Source organism: Vibrio sp. HI00D65, from assembly GCF_001635455.1.
GTDB lineage: Bacteria > Pseudomonadota > Gammaproteobacteria > Enterobacterales > Vibrionaceae > Vibrio.
In genome coordinates this window covers 25,234-45,842 of sequence record NZ_LWEH01000460.1, presented here as the reverse complement: position 1 = coordinate 45,842, position 20,609 = coordinate 25,234, and the positions used below count along the sequence as shown (strand labels likewise).

At 42.0% G+C, this 20,609-nt stretch carries 14 protein-coding genes and 1 pseudogene; 6 read left to right on the top strand and 9 right to left on the bottom strand.

The annotated features are described in order from the left end of the window. Positions 1-2 precede the first annotated feature (2 nt). From A3712_RS22070 to A3712_RS22055, 4 genes are read right to left on the bottom strand one after another with little or no spacing between them, the layout of a single operon-like run. Positions 3-464, bottom strand: a complete 462-nt coding sequence (locus A3712_RS22070) for a hypothetical protein (protein ID WP_063525048.1) — start codon at positions 462-464, stop codon at positions 3-5. Continuing rightward, complete coding sequence (locus tag A3712_RS22065; protein ID WP_063525047.1) at positions 464-1,789, bottom strand: type II and III secretion system protein family protein; 1,326 nt, start codon at positions 1,787-1,789, stop codon at positions 464-466. Before A3712_RS22065 ends, A3712_RS22070 begins: the two co-directional genes overlap by 1 nt. Before the next feature lies 1 nt (position 1,790). Next, a complete protein-coding gene (locus A3712_RS22060; protein WP_063525046.1) occupies positions 1,791-2,567 on the bottom strand; it encodes a hypothetical protein in 777 nt (258 codons plus the stop codon). Between the two features lie 54 nt (positions 2,568-2,621). Beyond that, positions 2,622-2,834, bottom strand: a complete 213-nt coding sequence (locus tag A3712_RS22055) for a Flp family type IVb pilin (RefSeq protein ID WP_063525045.1) — start codon at positions 2,832-2,834, stop codon at positions 2,622-2,624. 210 nt (positions 2,835-3,044) lie between these two features. Between A3712_RS22055 and A3712_RS22050 the strand changes: the two genes are divergently transcribed. Next, positions 3,045-3,503: an A24 family peptidase gene (locus A3712_RS22050; RefSeq protein WP_063525044.1), complete on the top strand. Its 459-nt coding sequence runs from the start codon at positions 3,045-3,047 to the stop codon at positions 3,501-3,503. On the opposite strand, the gene A3712_RS22045 is transcribed toward A3712_RS22050, so the two are convergent. The 3 genes from A3712_RS22045 to A3712_RS22035 all read right to left on the bottom strand — a co-directional run bounded on the left by A3712_RS22045 (position 3,504) and on the right by A3712_RS22035 (position 9,217). Further along, positions 3,504-4,388, bottom strand: coding sequence for a LysR family transcriptional regulator (locus A3712_RS22045; RefSeq protein WP_008216276.1), 885 nt, complete (start codon positions 4,386-4,388; stop codon positions 3,504-3,506). Between the two features lie 565 nt (positions 4,389-4,953). Beyond that, a complete protein-coding gene (locus tag A3712_RS22040; RefSeq protein ID WP_063525043.1) occupies positions 4,954-7,971 on the bottom strand; it encodes a M6 family metalloprotease domain-containing protein in 3,018 nt (1,005 codons plus the stop codon). 253 nt (positions 7,972-8,224) lie between these two features. Then, on the bottom strand, positions 8,225-9,217 hold the full coding sequence (locus A3712_RS22035) for a sugar-binding transcriptional regulator (protein ID WP_063525042.1): 993 nt from the start codon (positions 9,215-9,217) through the stop codon (positions 8,225-8,227). 458 nt (positions 9,218-9,675) lie between these two features. Here A3712_RS22035 and tal point away from each other — a divergent pair, with 458 nt between their 5' ends. Together tal and tkt are read left to right on the top strand one after the other, a co-directional pair. Further along, positions 9,676-10,626, top strand: a complete 951-nt coding sequence (tal, locus tag A3712_RS22030; RefSeq protein WP_063525041.1) for a transaldolase — start codon at positions 9,676-9,678, stop codon at positions 10,624-10,626. A gap of 78 nt (positions 10,627-10,704) precedes the next feature. Continuing rightward, the gene (tkt, locus tag A3712_RS22025; protein ID WP_063525040.1) at positions 10,705-12,696 is read left to right on the top strand and encodes a transketolase; all 1,992 of its coding nucleotides are present in this window, start codon (positions 10,705-10,707) and stop codon (positions 12,694-12,696) included. Between the two features lie 884 nt (positions 12,697-13,580). Here tkt and A3712_RS22020 read toward each other — a convergent pair. Together A3712_RS22020 and A3712_RS22015 are read right to left on the bottom strand one after the other, a co-directional pair. Continuing rightward, entirely contained in the window at positions 13,581-15,143 is a 1,563-nt protein-coding gene (locus tag A3712_RS22020; protein ID WP_063525039.1) for a methyl-accepting chemotaxis protein, read from the bottom strand. A gap of 166 nt (positions 15,144-15,309) precedes the next feature. Further along, positions 15,310-15,777 (bottom strand): Lrp/AsnC family transcriptional regulator, encoded by a 468-nt coding sequence (locus tag A3712_RS22015; protein ID WP_063525038.1) that lies wholly within the window; start codon positions 15,775-15,777, stop codon positions 15,310-15,312. A 153-nt stretch (positions 15,778-15,930) separates the two neighbouring features. On the opposite strand from A3712_RS22015, the gene A3712_RS22010 reads away from it, so the two are divergent. From A3712_RS22010 to A3712_RS22000, 3 genes and pseudogenes are all read left to right on the top strand, one after another. Then, on the top strand, positions 15,931-16,896 hold the full coding sequence (locus A3712_RS22010; protein WP_063525037.1) for a hypothetical protein: 966 nt from the start codon (positions 15,931-15,933) through the stop codon (positions 16,894-16,896). 503 nt (positions 16,897-17,399) lie between these two features. Continuing rightward, positions 17,400-17,695: pseudogene (locus A3712_RS22005) on the top strand (hypothetical protein). Between the two features lie 41 nt (positions 17,696-17,736). Further along, positions 17,737-20,493, top strand: coding sequence for an immune inhibitor A domain-containing protein (locus tag A3712_RS22000; protein WP_063525035.1), 2,757 nt, complete (start codon positions 17,737-17,739; stop codon positions 20,491-20,493). Positions 20,494-20,609: the final 116 nt, after the last annotated feature.

Below are 20,609 nucleotides of genomic sequence, written 5' to 3'. Positions count from 1 at the left end.
CGCTACTTCGCCTTTTGGATTGGGTTAACCAAGCTAATGTTACGGTTGTGCTCAACACTACAGCCAAATTGGTAGTCCTCACGTTTCGAAAACACCATCACGCCGCAATCACTGCTTTTAATGCGAACGTATCGCCCTATGATCAGGATGTTTTTCTGCTGGTCATCAGCAGCAAGCTCGACTTTATATCTGTCTTTGGCAATCGACTCCGATTTAAACCTATCTCGAAACTTAGCTACGAACTCACTCGCATCTGGCTTGTATTTGACGTAGAACGTTGACTTAGGCTCTCTTGCATTCAGCTCTCGAATAAAAGCCACAGAGCGTGACATTGAATCTTCGCTGTTCGTTGTATCAAACTCGAAGCGTTCTTCTAGTTGCTCAATAACACTGGTGTTCGTGCTATCAACATGCGTACAAGCAGAGGCAAGCAGTACTAGTAGAGTAATCGCGATCCATTTCATCAGTTGAACCCTCCTTGGTTGATTGTGTTTTCTAGCTCTGGCTCATCAAGTTCAGAAAGGTCGATTCTCAGGAGTCGTTCAAGGTCGCTGGTACGCCTAAAGCTCGGCAGTTTGACCTGCTCTTGTTCAACCGGATCGACTAAATTAACCGTAGCGACGATAATGAGTTCAGTTTTAGAGCGGTTAGTAGAGGTGTGACTGAACAGTGCGCCCAAGATTGGGATGTCACCCAAAATTGGAATCTTGGTTAACGATTCACGCTCTTCTGATGTAAGTAGTCCAGCGAGTACAAAGCTTTGGCCATCTTTCAAATGGACCGTAGTTTGGGCTCTTCTAGTACGTAACGAAGGCACGGAAATAAGCCCGGTAGTGGTCTTATTTGACTCATCAATTGAGCTCACTTCAGGTATCAAGGTTAAGCGGATGTTCTCTGTATCCGTGACCTTTGCTACCATCGCCAATTTAACACCATACTCTTTATAGGAGATGGTAATGCCATCTTCGTCTCGCACCGCGATTGGGATTTCACCACCCGCTAGGAAGCTAGCCTGTTCGCCAGAAATAACGGATAGATTTGGCTCTGCCAGTACGCGCCCAATCTTGTCATCACCGCTCGCAGAAATAACAGCAACAATATCCTGAGCGGTAAAGTCGAGCAGCTTATTAACAAAAGTACCTGGCTCACCGCTGTCACTATAAGTCACACCCAACTCGGTTAAAAATGAACTCGAGACTTCCGCAACCGTTAGTTTTACGTTGATCTGCTCGGTGGTAAGCACTTTCAAGTTATTAATCACTTGGTCGTAGTTGTATTGTGCGGTGTACTCTATTTCGTCGAGCGCTTCACCGTCTGCATCTTTGAGTTCGTAAGCGGCACGACGACGTTCTTTATTGAGCATTTCACCGACAAGGCGGTTAATCTTCTGTTTAATCTCTTCACTGCCAACAATACCATCGAGTACCACTTGATCACCGACATTGGAAACCACTACGTTTTCATCAGGGAATCGCGCGATTAGCGTCTGCTTTAGTAGCCTTAGACTTTGATTAACCACCAATTCAGCATTGTAAATTTCGTTTCCGCCACGATCATAAACAATCACTGAGGTAGTGCCTTGGCCAACGCCATAAACGACAACCTTGTTTTCATCAATAATTTTGTAGTCAGCGATCTCTTGGTTCGCTACAAAGACTGTCGATATTTGTCTCTTTAAATTAATGGTCTTCGCCGCACCTTGATCTAAATTCATTAATTCAGATGCAAGCAATGGGCAAGAGAGAATTGCAGACAATAGCAAGGCTATATGTTGTTTGTTTAAATTCATGTTAGTCCTTACCACGTAGTTCTCTGACACCAAACTGTGTTTCTAATAAGTCACTACTGCGAATAGATAAATAGCGGTTTTCAATTTCTGAAGGAATGATATTCACATCGCCAATTTTTTGAGCCATTTCGAGTTTCAATACACTGCGCATATTTAAAGCAATAACTAAACTGTACTTTTTATCTTCAGCATCTTGTGAGTCGGTATCTTCGCTACCTTTAATCACCTGTAATACTCGCGCTCCACTAATAATGACTCGGCTGACCAAATCACCGATGTCTCCATATCCACTCTCTACAAGGTTTGATTTTGAAGATGTAGTAGAAACAAAGCTCACTTTATCGCCAGGAGTAAGGGTCGATGTTTGTACAACCCCGATGCCTGTTACTTCATAAAAATAAGGCAATTCGCCATCATTAAGCGACAGATACATATAATCTCGGTCTCCCGGGTTTGAAATCATCTCTTGTGTTAAATAAGTACCTTCCTTGATGTCTTCTTTAAAAAGAGCCCCAGGTTGAACAACGATGTCTTTTTCTAATGTATAGTAATAGCCGTCTAAATCCGATATATGGACAAACTTCTTCTCGTAAAAATTGGGAGTCAAGGGTTGAGAGCGTTTGATCTCTTTTTGAGCGACTAAAATACTCACTTTGAGTTCTTCTTTTTTCTGGACTTGTTGTGGCTCTTTGGCCGATGAAATATAATTAATATTGATATATATCAATGTTGAAAAAATAGATAAAGCGATAAGAAGGAGAATGATAATTCTGTTCATATTAAGCCTAAAATAGGGGCCCTAGCCCCTTAATATAATATTATTTGTGGCCGTTTAATTGCCTGTGGTTGCAGTAGTCAAGTTGGCTGTAACCGCATTCAACGCACCAGTAATTGCATTTTTAAGCGCATCTGTTTGAAATGCAGCAAGTACTAAAGCTGACATTACAACAGCAATAATTGCATATTCCACCGCAGTAACACCGCGAGTATCATCTTCGAACTTCATTTTTAGTTCAGCTAGTTTTGCTAAAGTTTGGTAGTACATGGTAACCCTCTAAAAGTAAATCGACCATAGGTCTTGTTGAAATTTCGAAATCAAATCTACCGAACTAAAAAACACACATCAAATTAATATTTATTATGAACTCATAACAGAGTTTTATTTAATAAATGGATAAAAATTTTTTATACTTTAATAACAAAAATTAATTAAAATTTTATTGATATCAAACCTAAATAATAATACCCTTTTGTTATGAACATAGAAATAATAAATTACTCATTTTTAATATTATTAAATCTCTCAATACTTTTTTTTGTATGCATTTTTGATTGGAAACATAGAAAAATACCAAACACCTTAAATAATTTCACATTGGTAGCAAATCTAGTTGTAGCCTTATTAAATGGTTATTTGGCGTCATCTCTGCCGATATCTATCGTTTGTTTCTTTGTTGGAGTGTTACTTTGGTACCTAAAAGTACTTGGTGCTGGCGATGTTAAGTTACTGGCGGCATTGATCGTTGGGGTTCAACCGAATCTAGTCATTGCAACCTTGATTTCTATAGGTTTTATGGGAGGGTGGTTAGTTCTAATAATGTATGTAATCGGTAAGATAAAACGTTTCAATGCCTACAAAAAAGGTATCCCCTATGGGATACCTATCGCTTTAAGTTGTTTCATTTTCAGTACAATTTCAACATTATCAAATTAGTCACATAATATTATGCTTTATTCCTGATTCTGAAATATCACTAATCTGAAAAAGTTGCTGTATTTTATCTTTTATTCCTAAAGTTTCTAGTTCTTGTGAAATTTCATCACTACACCAGACATACATGTTTACTTTCTGACGTAACGGGATTGTCTTACACTTTTCATCACATACCGACCACTCAGGAAAGATCAAAACCGTCCCGTTAGTATCGAGTTCATTTTTTAACAATTGGCATGAGCTTGTTTTAACCCAACTTGTTACGTGAGATGTTTCAACATTGTAGTCGTTTAATAGCTCTTGAACATATGACTTAGACAAAGAACTGCAAAAAACAACTCTCTGTGGATAGCACTCATAAGGGTCAAGGGAACAAGAATACGCGATCACATAGTTTACCGTTTTTAATTGATAGGACTTTCCGTTCCCCTGTGAAATTCTATCCATAGTAAATATTAAGTCATAACGCGACAACTCCAATGAAGAAGACTTAGTAAAACTGTTTATGGATAAGTCGATATTGTTTAACATCCGAAATTCATTAATGACCCGATTGACCAAATCGAAACAAAATGACTCGTCGATCGCTATGTTAAATTGATCTCTTAGCTCCACTTTCTCTAGATCTTCAAATAACCTCTCATACATGGACATGGTTTGGTCAGCATAATCCAGTAATACTTTTCCATGTTTAGTCAGTAAAAACCCTTCTTTTCGATCAAAAATACTTGCCCCTATTGTACTCTCGATCTTTTTAATATGTTGAGATACCGCGGGCTGTGTCATAAATAGAGACTCAGCGGCAGCTGTAAAACTTTTGTGCTTAGCAACGTGTGAAAATGTTCTTAAATATTTTACGTCGATAGATCTGTTGACGTTTTTCATAGTGAAAACTACCCCGATGTTGCGTTGTTCTATTAATTATTCTTATTAAAAATCAGCGTAAAAGTAACAATAGTGTCATTCAGATACAAAAAAACATTATTTATATAGTCATAAGTAATGTTTATATACATCTACATAAACAAATACATTTCCTGAACCAACAACTGATTCACAATCCTTATGTGCTTTTACAAACAACATATTTAACTTGTCATTCGTTTTCCTGAGCCCTTCCACAACACATGCCCAGCACTAATGACAACAAACACAATTATAACCAAAAGCTATACATCGACCACCTTTAAGGTGCAACAAAAGCTCTGAAATTTATGTAAAAATTCGTCATTTATAAGACTTAAGATGAAAAGTCACTCAAAAACATGATTGTTCAAATTTGTGATCTAGATAGCCATCAAATGAAACTAAACGCCTATAAATATTACTTAATTCCAAAAAATGCTACAAAATACGCTGTTTTATTCTGAAATAAGGTTGTTCAAGACATAAAAAAGGGCTAATAATCGTAGCCCTTTCCGTATATGCATAATTATATTATGGTTTTATTTCAACACTTCATTCGTAACCTGGAGAGTAAGCAGAGTATAAAAAGAATAAGAAATGATGAGCTTCCCCCTGACGAATCACCTTGATTCAATGTCACCTCTGACTCGTTTGAAACATTAGGCAAAACTTCTATATCAAACGAACCAACCCACTCATCACCACTCAACAATAAGACCTTATATTTAATATTGTCATATAAAGCCTGCCTGCGTTCTGCTGGCGCATTATAAACAATCTGAGCACCGATTATATTAGCTAGCCCATTATGTGGGGCTTCAAGAATATTTAACGCTTTCACTTCACCATTAATATTTGGAAACAATTGGACTTCATCGCCATATTTGACTTGTAAAGATTTCGTTTCCAACAACGATACTTTGTTTTTATGCACATCAACAGTGACCGATTGTTCGGTGTACCCCCCTACTGGATCCTGCACCTTGACGCTCAATCGATACTTTTCGCCTTCCAACGCATCGTTGGGTACACGTATAGTCAATGCTTTCGACTGTGTGCCACTTAATACCAATCTTGCGCCTTCAGTCTGAGTCCAAGTAACCTGATGCTCAGCTGAATCGACATCCGTAATCGTCGTTACTTCGAATATCACTTTCTGCCCCGCTACAGCACCAACTTTAATCTTATTGAGCTTAAATTGCGGAGCATCGTTCACCGGTTTGATTTCTACCTCAACAGTCGCATACTCACTTTTGTAGCCAGCACCATCAACAAGTCGATAAGAAAAATTATCTCGTCCAAACTGGTTAGTAGAGGGAAAATATGTATCACCTCTGATAACACCTTTAGCTGGCTTACGACCTATCTCAATTGAATATAGGTGAGATCTGGGCAAATTAAGATCATTGGCAAATAAGTTGAGCATAAACGGACTATCTTCTTCCGTAACGACAGAATCATCTACCGCAGTAGGCTTAGCTTGCGCTGGTTGTTCAAAAAGTACCGCGAAAGGGAAGTTTTGGCCGAAGCCACGACTCAAGCCTCGAGTTTTATAATCGGATATTGTCCCTGAGAATTGCCTTTTCCTCCGTCCGTCACCCAAGTATGCGTCTAAAAACTGTGTAGAATATTCAGGTGTGCCGTTTTCAATTTCTAAAACCAGCAATTTCGGGCCAAGTCCAAGCTTTACAGGCTCATCAAAAATAATCTGCCCTCCACCTTGCTGCACAACACCTCGATGCAATAGACGGCCAGCTGCTTCAATAATCACAGCATTACCAAATCTTGATTGAAACGGGTACTCAACCAATCGATAAAACATCGGCATAGCAACACTCATCGCCTTAGCATAGAAGTGCAGCCCTGTAATATCCTCACGCCCCTCAACAACGTCAATGGCGAACCCAAGTACGTTCGTGTTTGTACTATAACGGGGATAAGTTCGGCCAAATGACGTGACCCAAGACGACTTAGTGGCCGCATTGGGGATAGCTAACGAAAATGTTGCCTTATCAGCATCACTACTAATATTTGAGATGGTTACATCGGTACTTCTTCCTGCGGTAATGTCGGTCAAAGATGGTTCAGAATCATCAGAGATATTCGTCACTATCTCTCTGCCGGGAAAAACATCGCCCGAGTCGCCGGATGAAATCCCACTCTCAAGTAGCCCATCGCCATCAGCCTGAAATACCTGAACCTGCATCGGTCCATCACTATTGAACTGGTTATCTATATTTACCGCCGTAATGAGCAAGCCTTCACCACGAAGTGCTTGGTCATAATCATTTTTGCGTCGGTTTTCAATATAAGCTCGAGGCCCAAACTGTTTTAAGTATGGGTCAAGATGAATCACACTTTCCCCCTTATTCGTGTCAATTTGTACCTGGCCATTCTCTGAAAGAACGGTTGGCTTAAGAAAACCTGACGCCTCTTTACTCCATGCCAGCATGTTTACTGGAGTCTGACCTGCGTACTCGTCGCTAGGCTTTCTTGCCCAGCTCCCGCCTCCCATCAACCCCCAATGTCCAATTGAGCCGTCATGTTTATAAGAGTAAAGATCCGGTAAACCCAACATTAAATGCGCAAGTTCATGCGCTATTACTCCCATGGTTGACTGATGGTCGTCTTGATAATCAGCAAACAAGCAATAAGCGCTGATTCGCTTTCCATCAATCTCGACGGTGCTGTGAGCGTACTTATGAGGCCAAATCGTTGGGGTCTTTCGGGTACCGCTAGATTTATCATTACCCGCAAAGACGAACATAACGGAGAGTTCTTGAGGCGAGATGCTTTCGTCGTTGTTCAAGTCGTATTGAGCAAGATTGAAATCCACGTCTAGGGCTTCATATGCTTTTTCAAACACATTATTGAGCTTAGTTTGGCAATTACGCTCTGATTTGGAATGGCAGTTTGGATGCTCAATATCTAGATTGACATTAATTACACCGTCATTCTTTGTTCCTTCACTCTCTTTCGCTGGAACAACTTTATAGTTACCGTAGCTATTTTTTAGAAAATAATCTTGAACGCTCTGTTGGTCGGTTCCAAATATCGTCGACTGAAAGTCATGGTCCACTTTTTCGTTTGAAAAGCTAACCTGTACCACTAATAACGGCTGCTCTACAATGTTGTTATTTAAAGCTCGGCTTTCATACAAACTTTGGTTTCTTATATAATTAAGCCTCTTGTTGTTAGCTGCGGGTGATTTAATTAGTTCATCGAAATATTTTGGCTCAATTTTTATATGCCTAACATTAGATTCATAAGGTACATCTTTCTCACTCGAAGCTAGAACTCCGGTGGACACTATTCTGCCTTGCTCTTCTTCATTCTTTTCATATCTAGCAAAATACCACTCACTGTCAGAGTCTTGAATGTAGAGGCTACCTGTTTGGTCTTGATACCAAAACATATGCTGAGAGCCCATTAACCTTAGTTCTTTAGAACTACCGTCAACAAAAGTTATCGTATGCCAAATCGGTGCAGGTAAAGTGGTTGCTTGTGCCGAACTAACAGCTAATAACGCTGCTATGAAGGTACAAATTAATTTTGTCCTCATTAGGATATTCCCATTAATAATTCTTTCTCATAAGAGATAATTGATGCGTTAAATGCAACGCGACTTTATCAATGGGGGTTTATGTAAACCAATTAATTTTATGACTAAACCTATAAATAATGGTTATACCTGTTCTTATATAAAATTAATTTATGACAGTATAAAAATATAATTAAGTGGGAAGGCTGAAGAACTCACCCAATTTTAAATTACAATAAAAACGCATTAAAAAGTAAGACCAATAATAAATAATTCACTTATCAATTAATGTCATCTGCTCATCTAAGTTCAGCACGGTTAGTGCATTGCTTACGCTGGTTGCTATAACATCAACCACGCCGGTTCTTAATGCACCTAACAACGCGAGCGGTTTACTGTTTTCGGCAGCAATCGCAATCACTTCAGCTATTGGGCGAAACTCTTCTAAACCCAAGCCAATTACTCGATCACTCATTACTGTGTTTGCTGCTTTACCGTGTACGTCGAAAAAGTCATAACCTGCGAAGTCACCTACCACACCTTGTAATAAACGAGATTGAACCACCTCGCCGGCGGTAAACCAACCCAGGTCAACCATGTAACTGTTTTCACTCATGTCACCAATACCCACTAATGCCACATCCGCCTTTCGAGCGAGATCGAGTGTTTGCTTAACTGTGCTGTTTTCCATAAATGCGGTTTTTTGAGCCTTGTTCTCTGCATAAGCTGGAGCATACAGAGTTTCCGACGAACCACCGTATTTTTTTGCTAGTTGACGGCAGATGTGGTCGGCATTGAACATACCGCCTCTTGGGTGAATACCGCCGATGCCACATACGAACTTACAATCACGAGGGGAAATTACACCTGTGTGGTGAGCAACAGAAGACACGTTACGACCTTGCCCGACGGTTACGACCATGCCGTTTTTTAATGTGCTGGTTAGATAGTTAGATACTAAGCCGGCAACCTGAAGACGTTGCTGTTCTTCATTCGGTTGATCTAGAGCGACAAGAGCGCGCTTAACACCAAAGCGTTCAATCAAGCGTTGCTCGATCTTGGCGCTGAATACAGGATGGTATTTAACGGTTATCTCAACAATACCTTCATCACGGGCTTGCTTGAGCATACGACCAACCTTTGCACGAGAGATAGAGAACTTTTTCGAGATCTCTTCTTGGGTGGCACCGTCCTGATAATAAGCAACCGCGACTTCAGTCAGGAGATCAGTGTTTTCTTCGGAAACATCTTGGATATTCTTGCTCATATATCACTCAACCTATATTTAACAATTATTTTACCTGTTTAAAGAACAAATGTTCGATGACTAAGCAAGTAATACACAAGTTTACACCCCGAACATATGTAACAGCAAGGAACATTTGTTCAAGGTGATTGCCATGGTTTTATTGTTGATTGATTCACCTTGCTCAGCGTATTAAACGTTTGCCTGTATCGCCCATAATTACTAGAGCGAAATATATTTGACTAAAGTCACCATACCGCACTATTTGTCGTTGACTTTGGTGCTAGATCGGATAAATATGGCTACATCATTTACTCATCGAGCGATCAAATGTTCTGTGCAAATGTTCGTTCGGAGAAAAATTTAAATTAATGTAAGTTTGGCTCATTGGAAACTCCACTGAGAACTTCATTAGTTAGCTTGCAAATGCCCACATCTCTCTTCTCACGAGATGTAATGCGATAGATAGGATGATCAAAATGAGCAACAAATTAGAGCAACTTCGTAAACTAACGACAGTAGTAGCAGACACTGGTGAAATCGATGCAATCAAAAAGTACCAGCCAGAAGATGCAACAACTAACCCTTCTCTGATTCTTAAAGCGGCTCAAATCGAAGAGTATGCGCCACTTATCGATGCTTCAATCGAATATGCTAAAGCACAAAGCGCTGATAAAGCACAACAAGTACAAGACACTTGTGACATGCTTGCAGTAAACATCGGTAAAGAAATCCTGAACACAATCCCAGGCCGTATCTCTACAGAAGTTGATGCTCGTCTTTCTTACGACACTGAAGGCAGTGTTGCTAAAGCTCGTCAACTAGTAAAAATGTATAACGATGCTGGCATCACCAACGATCGCATCCTAATCAAACTAGCTTCTACTTGGGAAGGTATCCGTGCTGCTGAAATCCTAGAGAAAGAAGGCATCAACTGTAACCTAACGCTTCTATTCTCTTTCGCACAAGCTCGTGCCTGTGCCGAAGCTGGCGTATTCCTAATCTCTCCATTCGTTGGTCGTATCATGGATTGGTACAAAGCGAAAGAAGGTCGCGACTTCGAAGCATCTGAAGATCCAGGTGTAATCTCAGTAACTGACATCTACAACTACTACAAAGAGCATGGCTACAACACTGTTGTTATGGGCGCAAGCTTCCGTAACATCGGCGAGATCCTAGAGCTTGCTGGTTGTGACCGTCTAACTATCGCTCCTGCTCTTCTTGCTGAACTAGAGGCTGCTGAAGGTGAAGTTGTAGAGAAACTAGTTGACTCTAAAGGCTCTAAAGAGCGCCCAGCTCCAATGACTCACGCTGAGTTCCTATGGGAGCACAACCTAGACGCAATGGCAGTTGAGAAAGTTGCAGAAGGTATCCGCAACTTCGCAGTTGACCAAGGTAAACTAGAAGACATGATCGCAGCTAAGCTGTAATCACACAGAATTTAAAAAGGGGAACGTTTGCGTTCCCCTTTCAATTTCCAATCCAATATTTAAACACTGGTAGTTATTATGGACCGTAAACATTTAGCTAATGCTATTCGTGCTCTGAGCATGGACGGCGTACAACAAGCAAACTCTGGCCACCCAGGCGCACCTATGGGTATGGCTGACATCGCTGAAGTTCTTTGGCGTGATCACCTAAACCACAACCCGTCTAACCCAGAGTGGGCTGACCGCGACCGTTTCGTTCTTTCAAACGGCCACGGCTCTATGCTGATTTACTCTCTGCTTCACCTAGCAGGCTACGAGCTATCAATCGAAGATCTCAAGAACTTCCGTCAACTTCACTCTAAGACGCCAGGTCACCCAGAGTACGGTTACGCACCGGGTATCGAAACAACAACTGGTCCACTTGGTCAAGGTATCACTAACGCTGTTGGTATGGCGCTTGCCGAGAAAACTCTAGCGGCACAATTCAACAAAGAAGGCCACGACATCGTTGACCATTTCACTTATGCATTCATGGGTGACGGCTGTCTGATGGAAGGTATCTCTCACGAAGCATGTTCTCTAGCAGGTACGCTGGGGCTTGGTAAGCTTATCGCTTTTTGGGATGACAACGGCATCTCTATCGATGGTGAAGTTGAAGGTTGGTTCTCTGACGATACACCTAAGCGTTTTGAAGCTTACGGTTGGCACGTAATTCCAGCAGTAGATGGCCACAACGCTGAAGCAATCAACGCAGCAATTGAAGCTGCAAAAGCGGATCCTCGCCCTACTCTAATCTGTACTAAAACTATCATCGGTTTTGGTTCTCCAAACAAATCTGGTTCACACGACTGTCACGGTGCACCACTAGGCGCTGAAGAAATTGCAGCTACACGTAAAGAACTTGGTTGGGAGCACGGTCCTTTTGAAATTCCGTCGGAAGTTTACGCAGAATGGGATGCGAAAGAAGCAGGCGCAGCTAAGGAAGCAGCGTGGAACGAGAAACTTGCAGCTTATGAAGCAGCACACCCTGAGCTGGCAGCTGAATTCAAACGCCGCGTAAACGGTGAGCTTCCTGCACAGTGGGAAGAGAAAGCAAACCAAATCATTGCTGATCTTCAAGCTAACCCAGCAAACATTGCATCACGTAAAGCATCTCAAAACGCACTAGAAGCGTTCGGTGCTATGCTTCCTGAATTCCTAGGCGGCTCTGCTGACCTTGCACCTTCTAACCTAACTATGTGGTCTGGTTCTAAGTCTGTTTCTGCTGAAGATCCAGCAGGTAACTACATCCACTACGGTGTACGTGAATTCGGTATGACAGCTATCATGAACGGTATCGCTCTGCACGGTGGTTTCGTACCATACGGCGCTACTTTCCTAATGTTCATGGAATACGCTCGTAACGCAATGCGTATGGCTGCTCTGATGAAAGTTCAGAACATCCAAGTTTACACGCACGACTCTATCGGTCTTGGTGAAGATGGCCCAACTCACCAACCAGTTGAGCAAATCGCTTCTCTACGTCTAACTCCAAACATGAGCACATGGCGTCCATGTGACCAAGTTGAGTCTGCAGTGGCTTGGAAACTGGCTATCGAACGTAAAGAAGGCCCAACGTCTCTAATCTTCTCTCGTCAAAACCTTGCACAGCAAGAGCGTAGCGAAGAGCAAGTAGCTAACATCGCGAAGGGTGGTTACATCCTTAAAGATTGTGAAGGTAAGCCTGAGCTTATCCTTATCGCTACAGGTTCTGAAGTTGAGCTAGCGGTTAACGCTGCGGCTGAACTGACAGCTGAAGGTAAGAAGGTACGCGTAGTATCTATGCCTGCAACTGACGCATTCGACAAGCAAGGCGCTGATTACCGTGAATCTGTACTTCCATCTGACGTAACTGCTCGTATCGCTGTAGAAGCTGGCATCGCTGACTTCTGGTACAAGTACGTTGGCTTCGGAGGCAAGATCATCGGTATGACAACATTCGGCGAATCTGCACCAGCAGGTGAGCTATTCAAGATGTTCGGTTTCACTACTGAAAACGTAGTAAACACAGCGAAAGAGCTTCTAGCTTAATCTTGATTCAGTTGTTTCACCTTGAAATAGGTTGATGCATACTAAAGCCCTACATTTTCATGTAGGGCTTTTTTGTATCTCAGCTTTCACCGTTAAAACGTAAACCTTGCCCCCAGACTAAGTGTATTCTGGTTTAGTTTTTTACTATACGTATGTTCACACCCAGCATCGACCGCAAGAAAGAACGTCAACCGAGCTCACAATCCCGAAGCTGTTTAAGCCATGCTTATGCGTGTCAGAAAAGCTATAAAATGGTTGCAAAGACCAACGCCCGTTAATAAAAACAATCGTCCCTGCCTCACCGATAAAGCCCTCATCGAAACGGCCCAAGGGTAGTGTCATTTCGGCATGAAGAACGTCTCTGCGCCCTAACCCAATTTACCCCGCCAGAAGCATAAAGCTCAACCTGCGAAGTAATAGGATGATACCAGCCCAACTGAACAGACACGTCAGACAATGTTGTCGAAGAGCGTGTGGTCACAGAAGAGTCTAAACCGACGAAGAAAGTATCGTTTAGGGCATAGTTACCGCAGACGTAGCCACCGTAAAGCTGCTTACTCCCTGAGTTATTTTAGGTACCATCAAAGTAATCTTGAAAGCCATCGTCACTCACCCTCGTATTTTGATACCCCGTATAGAAGTAATACGATCCTTTTGAGGCTATACAAGGAGCACTAATAAAACTTAAGAAATGGTGGTAACGATAAGGGGGCGTATGCTGATGATCTGTCTTTTGATTGGAATATATGAAGTGTAACTTAACCTCAATTAAACGATGTTTTATTTTTTTGCTTCAAAGCTTTTCTAACCTTTACTGACCTACAAAAAAGCCCTGCACATCATGCAAGGCTTTCTTATATCTTTCATAAAGTTATCTAAGGTCGCTACTTTTCTTCAAAACGTTTAGCTAACTGATAGAACTCGTTTACTTGTTCTTTAAGCTCTGTCGAATGATCCTTTACTGAATGAGTGGCAACTAAATTCTGTTCTGCTGTCGACGCGATAGATTGCATGTGAAGATTAACCTCGCTCGAGAGAGTACGTTGCTTATGGGCTGAGTTTTCTACCGACTGCATCAACTCGTTCATGGATTGCATCAGGTTTTCAACTTCAGATAAACGCTCTGCGCTCACTTTGGCCACATCACCGCACGCATCGGTCTGCTCTCTATTAGCCAAGATGTCTTTCTGCCAACCTTCAATGGTTGTGAGCATAGTTTCGATGCTCTCTTTGATCTGTACTGTCGCGTTCGAAGTACGCCCAGACAACGCACGTACCTCATCAGCCACTACGGCAAAGCCTCGGCCTTGCTCACCCGCTCTCGCCGCTTCTATTGCTGCGTTGAGCGCCAGCAGGTTAGTTTGCTCCGCGATACCACCGATCTCTTCCATTATCTTACTGACACTTTGCGCTTGGTCGCTCAATTGGTAAGTGGTTTGTGTTGCTTTTTCAGCTTGTGAGGCTAGATTCTCAAGGTTTCGATGAGTTTGGTTAATGCTCTCTTTAGCACCAGCACAAGTCTCTAGAGTCACATCGACAATCTGATGCGCTTCTTCTGTGCGAGATGAAACTTCATTCGCGGTTAATTCAACCTCTTCGGTAGCCTCACGTACTTGCAGAATGTCTTTTGTTTGCTGATCTAGCGCTTCAGACACTTCAAACGACGTGGCATTAAGGTTATCAGCCAAATCTTGTAATGGTTTCGCTGAATCTGTCATTCGGCCTAGTACGGTACGTATGCGAGCAGACAATAGTTTTAAGTGGAAATCAGCCACAGAAAACTTGCTGTTCCCTGAATAAACAAGACGACTCACACTATCGAACTTTGATTGTAATTTTTTCAACTGCAAAGGTGTATCGATGAGTTCTTGGCGGAACAACAGCGCAAGAGCAGAAACAGGCAATAAACTCAGAAGCCATTGGGACACTAATCCTACTTCGACAAGATTTGAAATCAGTGGTGCAGCTAGCGAGCCTAGCAACACAGCATAACGAACACTATCACTCATCCGCAGCGACAATTGGCGACCAGATTTCTCAGCCTTCAATAAACCTTGATATGCTTTGTCGGCAACTTGTACCCACTCGTTTTTAGGCTTTACACGTACAGATTGGTAACCGCTCACCTTTCCATTATCGTAAATTGGCGTCACATAAGCATCTACCCAGTAAAAACCACCGGATTTAGTTTTGTTTTTTACGATACCGCGCCACGCTTTACCTTGCTTAAGGTTCAACCACATATCGGCAAAAGCAGCCTTAGGCATATCACCATGCCTCACAATATTATGGTGTTGCCCTAGCAATTCTTGTTGGCTGTACTCTGCAATACGGCAAAACGCATCATTACTGTATGTAATCACGCCTTTCAGGTCCGTCGTTGATACGAGTTGTTCGTGCTCGCTGAGTAACGTTTCACGAGATGGAGAAGATGAACTGACAATCATTAGTATTAACTTTTGTTAATTATTATTTTAGGAGAGGAATATATACAATTATTAAACTTATGACAAAATGTGAACGTCACATTTTGTGTAAATACACTCTAATTTATACGAATTTAAGCTAGTTAGCTCACATCGATGTCAGTTACTGTTGATTATCCTTTTCTTGTCATGACTCTTCTAACTTAACTTCAGTGCTAAATTTCACCGTTCTCATAGATACTGAAGTGTGGAACTTACGAATGTTAAGATCTTTGCGTAGTACTCGCTCAACGAAATACTCGTAGGCTTGGATGTCTTTAACAGTCACAATAAGCATAAAATCATAGCTGCCTGAGATCTGATAACACTGCGTAACTTCTGCAGCCTTCGAAATAGAATGGCGAAAAATTTGATAAATATCGCCTCTATCTCGCTCCATTTCGACAGACACGACCAATGTCATCTTATGACCAGCAAGCTCAGGGTTGATAATAGATACGTCGCCTACGATCACTCCCTCCTCTCTCAAACGTTTTACACGCTTTAAACACGCAGGCGGTGACAAACCAACAAGCTCGGCCAATGCTAAATTGGGAATACGGTTATTTTTTTGAAGCTGGATGAGTATGCTTCTATCTATACGGTCAATTTCCATAATTTCTTAAAACCACCAATTTTCGAGTAATAATTTTCAAAATTAAAGTAATTAAAAAATTATAACCGAATTTATAACGAGATTTTAAAATCACGATCACAGCAATCACGATAAGATCTTCCTAAATCAAACAGTCGCAACATGGACGTATCAATGAAATCCACTTATCAATTTTTTAAAGAACTTTTAAAAGAGATTTTCGATGTTACCTCAACGCTTTTTCGGATCATGATTCCCATCATCATCGTCATCAAAGTCGTCGAAGAACTCGGTGGCATAGTGATTCTCAGCGAGTGGTTAAGCCCAATAATGGAGAGTGTTGGTTTACCCAAAGAGATGGGCTTAGTATGGGCTACCACAATACTCACCAATATTTACGCAGGATTAATTATATTGATTAATTCTGATGTGCCCCTCACTGTCGCCCAAGCGTCTGTATTAGGAAGCATGATGCTTCTCGCTCATTCTCTACCAATCGAAGGCGCTATCGCGAAAAAAGCTGGGGTAAGTTGGCTTGCCACCTTGTCGGTAAGAGTCGGTGGCAGCTTAGTACTGGCATGGCTACTGAATATCGGTTATCAATACGGAGATTTACTCAACTATCCAGCAACCGTTTTATGGCAGCCAGAAGTATCCTCAGATAGGAGTTATATCGGTTGGGCTATCGGACAACTGAAAAACTTTACGGTGATATTCATGGTCATCTCTGCCCTATTGTTGTTACTTAAAACGCTGAAGGTTCTTGGTATAGAGAAGCTCATGGCCATGTTATTGCGACCGTTTTTGAGACTACTAGGCATTAGCAAAGATGCTACGAACCTAACCATCATTGGTATCACACTGGGCCTTTCATTTGGTGGCGGTCTATTGATCAATGAAGCAAAGAAAGGGTATATCTCCGCAAGAGATGTATTTACCGCAGTCATGTTGCTCAACCTACTTCACAGCTTAATTGAAGATACCTTGCTGATATTGCTGATTGGAGCCGATTTCTACACCATATTTTGGGGAAGAGTCGTATTCTCAGTTCTCATCGTCGCTTTAATTTCGCACGCTATTAAACGTGTCAAACCAACGATTTGTGAGCGTTACTTTTATCGGGATGTCTCGCAATCATGAGAGTAGAACTTTCATCTTAAAACACATGACAAAAGAGCTGACGGCAAGGCTCTTTTAACCGTCGAAGATAATACTTTTCAGTAGCATTTCCTTAACTCCCCCCTTCTTAAACTCACCAATTCCTGATAATTCACCTAAATCCTGATATTTTTGGTAAAAATATTTCACCTCGACAAATTAACTAAATGGTCAATTATTAAATTCACTCTTTATTAAACCGCAATAACGTCCGTAACTATATCATTATCCCCCGCCCCTTATATCACTTACCATACATTGATTAGCCCTTATTCCACCATTGTTATTTAATGTCAAAATAATCAGTTATAAATTCACAAAAAATGATTAAACAACTGACAATTTAATAATTAATAAAACCTTTTCAATATTAACTCTTAATGTTGAAAACGGAACGGACAATGACTTGTAAAAAATATCCATTTGATTGGTTAATTTTATAAATATATTTTGTTACATAACCAAAGTTAATGGCTCTACTATCTATGCCTCTGAAAACAATGACCTTAATGGTTTTTTTATTTACCTCACTGTCACAGGCTTCCACTATTGAGAATGATGAACCATTACTTAATTCATTGATAGAAAGAGGCGTTATTTGTCCTGGCTTAAGTTATGAGGACAACCAAGAGGCTTTGCGTATCTACCTCAATGCAAAAACCCAAAAGAGCCAGCATTTTGATTCAAAAAAATACAGCGAGATAGAAAACAAACGTCAGGAAAATAAAACACCAACAGAGTGTATAAAACCAAATCGGACAATCGATCCGAAAAAGGCTAGTTGATACATACATCGACATGGAAATATAAAAAGGAAATACAATGAAAATAATGAGAAAAACATTGCTCGCTTCAGCAATGCTCACTCTATTTAGCGTCAGTAGCTATGCCAAAACACCGATAGATCTTGGTGTTGTTAATGAAGATAAGCTAATAGAAATGTTAGTAAGACAGGGCTTTGTTGAACAAGATGCAAATGACGCGGTAAAGCATGATGCACTAGACCGTTACCTAAAAAATAAGCTTAACTCTGGTTTTAAAGGTGATGCTCAATTCGGCAAAAAAGCCATGGAGCTGAGAGCCAAGATTCTTAAAGCCATCGAAAAAGAGTCTGGCGTTAAAAAAGCGAGTGTTTTTGCCCTGGAAGTCGGTACTAAGCGTACAGACAAAGTGCTCGCGCTGCTTGTCGACTTTCCCGACTTAAACTGGGATGACAACAGACTGACCAAAGAGCACACCCAAATGCTCTACGAGAGCTACAACCCTGAACACTACCAAGAGCTGTTGTTCTCTGACACAGGCTATACTGGACCAAATGGCGAAAACTTAATCTCGATGCGCCAGTATTATCAAAGTGAATCGGGCGACAGTTACAGTGTAGCTGGTCAGTCAGCAGGTTGGTATCGTGCTTCTAAACCTGCCGCTTTCTATGGTGGTAACTCCCCGACTACAGATAATGATCTGAACGCCCAAGAGCTGGTGCGTGAGGCCCTTAACCAGTTAGCTCAAGACCCTAGCATCAACCTTGCTGATTACGATATTGAAGACCGCTACGATTACGATGGCGACGGAAATTTTCGTGAGCCAGATGGCGTGATTGATCACCTAATGGTATTCCATGCCTCTGTAGGTGAAGAAGCAGGTGGCGGTGTGTTAGGTCCTAATGCAATTTGGTCTCACCGATTCAACCTTGGACGCACACATGTGCTCGAAGGCACCTCGAGCTCGCTTCCAGACCGTTTTAATGGCCAGTACGCGGCGTTTGATTACACGATTCAGCCGATAGATGCCGCAGCTGGTGTTTGTGCGCACGAATATGGCCATGACTTAGGTCTGCCAGACGAGTACGACACGCAATACACAGGCAAAGGTGAACCTGTCTCTTATTGGTCTATCATGTCTTCAGGCAGTTGGGCTGGTCAAATTGGGGGGACTCAACCAACTGCATTCAGCTCGTGGGCAAAACACTTCTTACAAAAGTCGATTGGTGGTCGCTGGATTAACGATGATCAACTATCAATTGATGACCTGGAAGACAAGCCACAAATTTACACCTTGTTCCAAACGACAGATAACGACCGTCCGAACATGATTAAGGTCGACCTTCCAGAGAAACAAATCGAAGGTTTGAAACCGTTCGAGGGTGAGTACTCGTTCCACTCTCAAAAGGGCGACGACCTGAAAAATAGCATGACTCGTAAGTTGGAAATCCCGGCTGGCGACTCTGCAGTGCTTTCCTTCAAAACTTGGTACCAAATCGAGAAAGACTATGACTTTGCTCGTGTCCTTGTGAACGGACAAGCCATCGCTGGCAACATCACCTCTATGGATGACCCATACAATACTGGCCTAGTTCCAGCGGTTGGTGGCGAGTCTGACGGTTGGATTGATGCTGAGTTTGATGTTTCTCAATGGTCAGGCCAAGAAGTAGAACTGTCGTTCGAATACATCACCGATGGCGGCTTAGCTATGGAAGGCTTCTACCTAGACAACCTCAGCCTTGTTGTGGACGGTAACACGGTTGCGGTAGATGACGGCGAAGATAACTCTAGCTTTGTACTTAATGGCTTCAAATTGAGTAATGGCTTCCATCAAGCTCAACACTACTACCTACTGCAATGGCGTAGTCATATGGACGTGGATGAAGGCTTGGCGAATATCAAGCGCATGGGCCAACTCATGTCGTTCGATCCAGGCCTGATCATTTGGTATGTCGATGAGTCACTCACTGATAACTGGGTAGGCAAACACCCTGGTGAAGGCTGGTTGGGTGTGGTCGATGCAGACCAAAATGCCATGATTTGGCAAAACTCCGGAAAAGTCGCTCAAACACGCTATCAAGTTCGTGACGCTGCCTTCTCACTGAAAGACCATACTCCAATGCGTCTTGTGAACAGTGACAATGATGTGCTTCAGGACACGAGCCTAGTCGGTACAGCAAGCTTCTCTGATGATCAAGATTACACATCACCACAAGCTCCTGATTCAGGTCGTATTTTGACTAAGTTTGGGTTGGTAGTAGACATTGTTAACCAGAGTGCTGACAACGAATATGGTGTGGTACGTCTATCGAAAGTAAGCCAACACAACATTGCGCCAACAGCGAACTTCGAACTCAATACAGATGGGTTGAGCGTCTCAGCTCGTAACTTTAGTTCGGATCAAGATGGCGAAATCATCAGCTACCTATGGGACTTCGGCAACGGCGTAACAAGCAGTGAAATCGCGCCAACGTGGACATACCAAGAAGCCGGCGAATACACAGTTACCCTAACAGTAGTCGACGACAAAGGCGCTAACGCATCGTTTAGCTCAATCGTTAATGTTGAGGTTCCAAACGCGCTTCCTGAAGCAAATGCGAAGTACATTCACTTAGGTCGTTGGGTCACAATGTGGTCAACAAGCTCAGACAGTGATGGGCGAATTGTCGATACGGAGTGGACATTACCAAATGGGAAAGTGAAACGAGGTCGTACATTCACTTCTATCTTCCCTTCATACGGAAAGCATGAAGTGCAGCTAAGAATCATCGATGACCAAGGCGGGATTACGACTAAGACCATTATGGTCGATCTATAAGTCTCTTCTAGCTCAAATCATTGAAATAAGTACGTAGACAATAACGTGCGTACTGATAAACCAACTTAAGTACTGTTGTCTGTGGCATGAGTCAGGACAGCAGTTTTAAGAAAACG

Coding starts and splice junctions, on each gene's coding strand:
- A3712_RS22035 (WP_063525042.1), bottom strand. CDS start 9,217: ATGAGCAAGAATATCCAAGATGTTTCCGAAGAAAACACTGATCTCCTG.
- A3712_RS22040 (WP_063525043.1), bottom strand. CDS start 7,971: ATGAGGACAAAATTAATTTGTACCTTCATAGCAGCGTTATTAGCTGTT.
- A3712_RS22055 (WP_063525045.1), bottom strand. CDS start 2,834: ATGTACTACCAAACTTTAGCAAAACTAGCTGAACTAAAAATGAAGTTC.
- A3712_RS22015 (WP_063525038.1), bottom strand. CDS start 15,777: ATGGAAATTGACCGTATAGATAGAAGCATACTCATCCAGCTTCAAAAA.
- A3712_RS22020 (WP_063525039.1), bottom strand. CDS start 15,143: ATGATTGTCAGTTCATCTTCTCCATCTCGTGAAACGTTACTCAGCGAG.
- A3712_RS22065 (WP_063525047.1), bottom strand. CDS start 1,789: ATGAATTTAAACAAACAACATATAGCCTTGCTATTGTCTGCAATTCTC.
- tkt (WP_063525040.1), top strand. CDS start 10,705: ATGGACCGTAAACATTTAGCTAATGCTATTCGTGCTCTGAGCATGGAC.
- tal (WP_063525041.1), top strand. CDS start 9,676: ATGAGCAACAAATTAGAGCAACTTCGTAAACTAACGACAGTAGTAGCA.
- A3712_RS22010 (WP_063525037.1), top strand. CDS start 15,931: ATGAAATCCACTTATCAATTTTTTAAAGAACTTTTAAAAGAGATTTTC.
- A3712_RS22050 (WP_063525044.1), top strand. CDS start 3,045: ATGAACATAGAAATAATAAATTACTCATTTTTAATATTATTAAATCTC.
- A3712_RS22060 (WP_063525046.1), bottom strand. CDS start 2,567: ATGAACAGAATTATCATTCTCCTTCTTATCGCTTTATCTATTTTTTCA.
- A3712_RS22045 (WP_008216276.1), bottom strand. CDS start 4,388: ATGAAAAACGTCAACAGATCTATCGACGTAAAATATTTAAGAACATTT.
- A3712_RS22070 (WP_063525048.1), bottom strand. CDS start 464: ATGAAATGGATCGCGATTACTCTACTAGTACTGCTTGCCTCTGCTTGT.
- A3712_RS22000 (WP_063525035.1), top strand. CDS start 17,737: ATGAAAATAATGAGAAAAACATTGCTCGCTTCAGCAATGCTCACTCTA.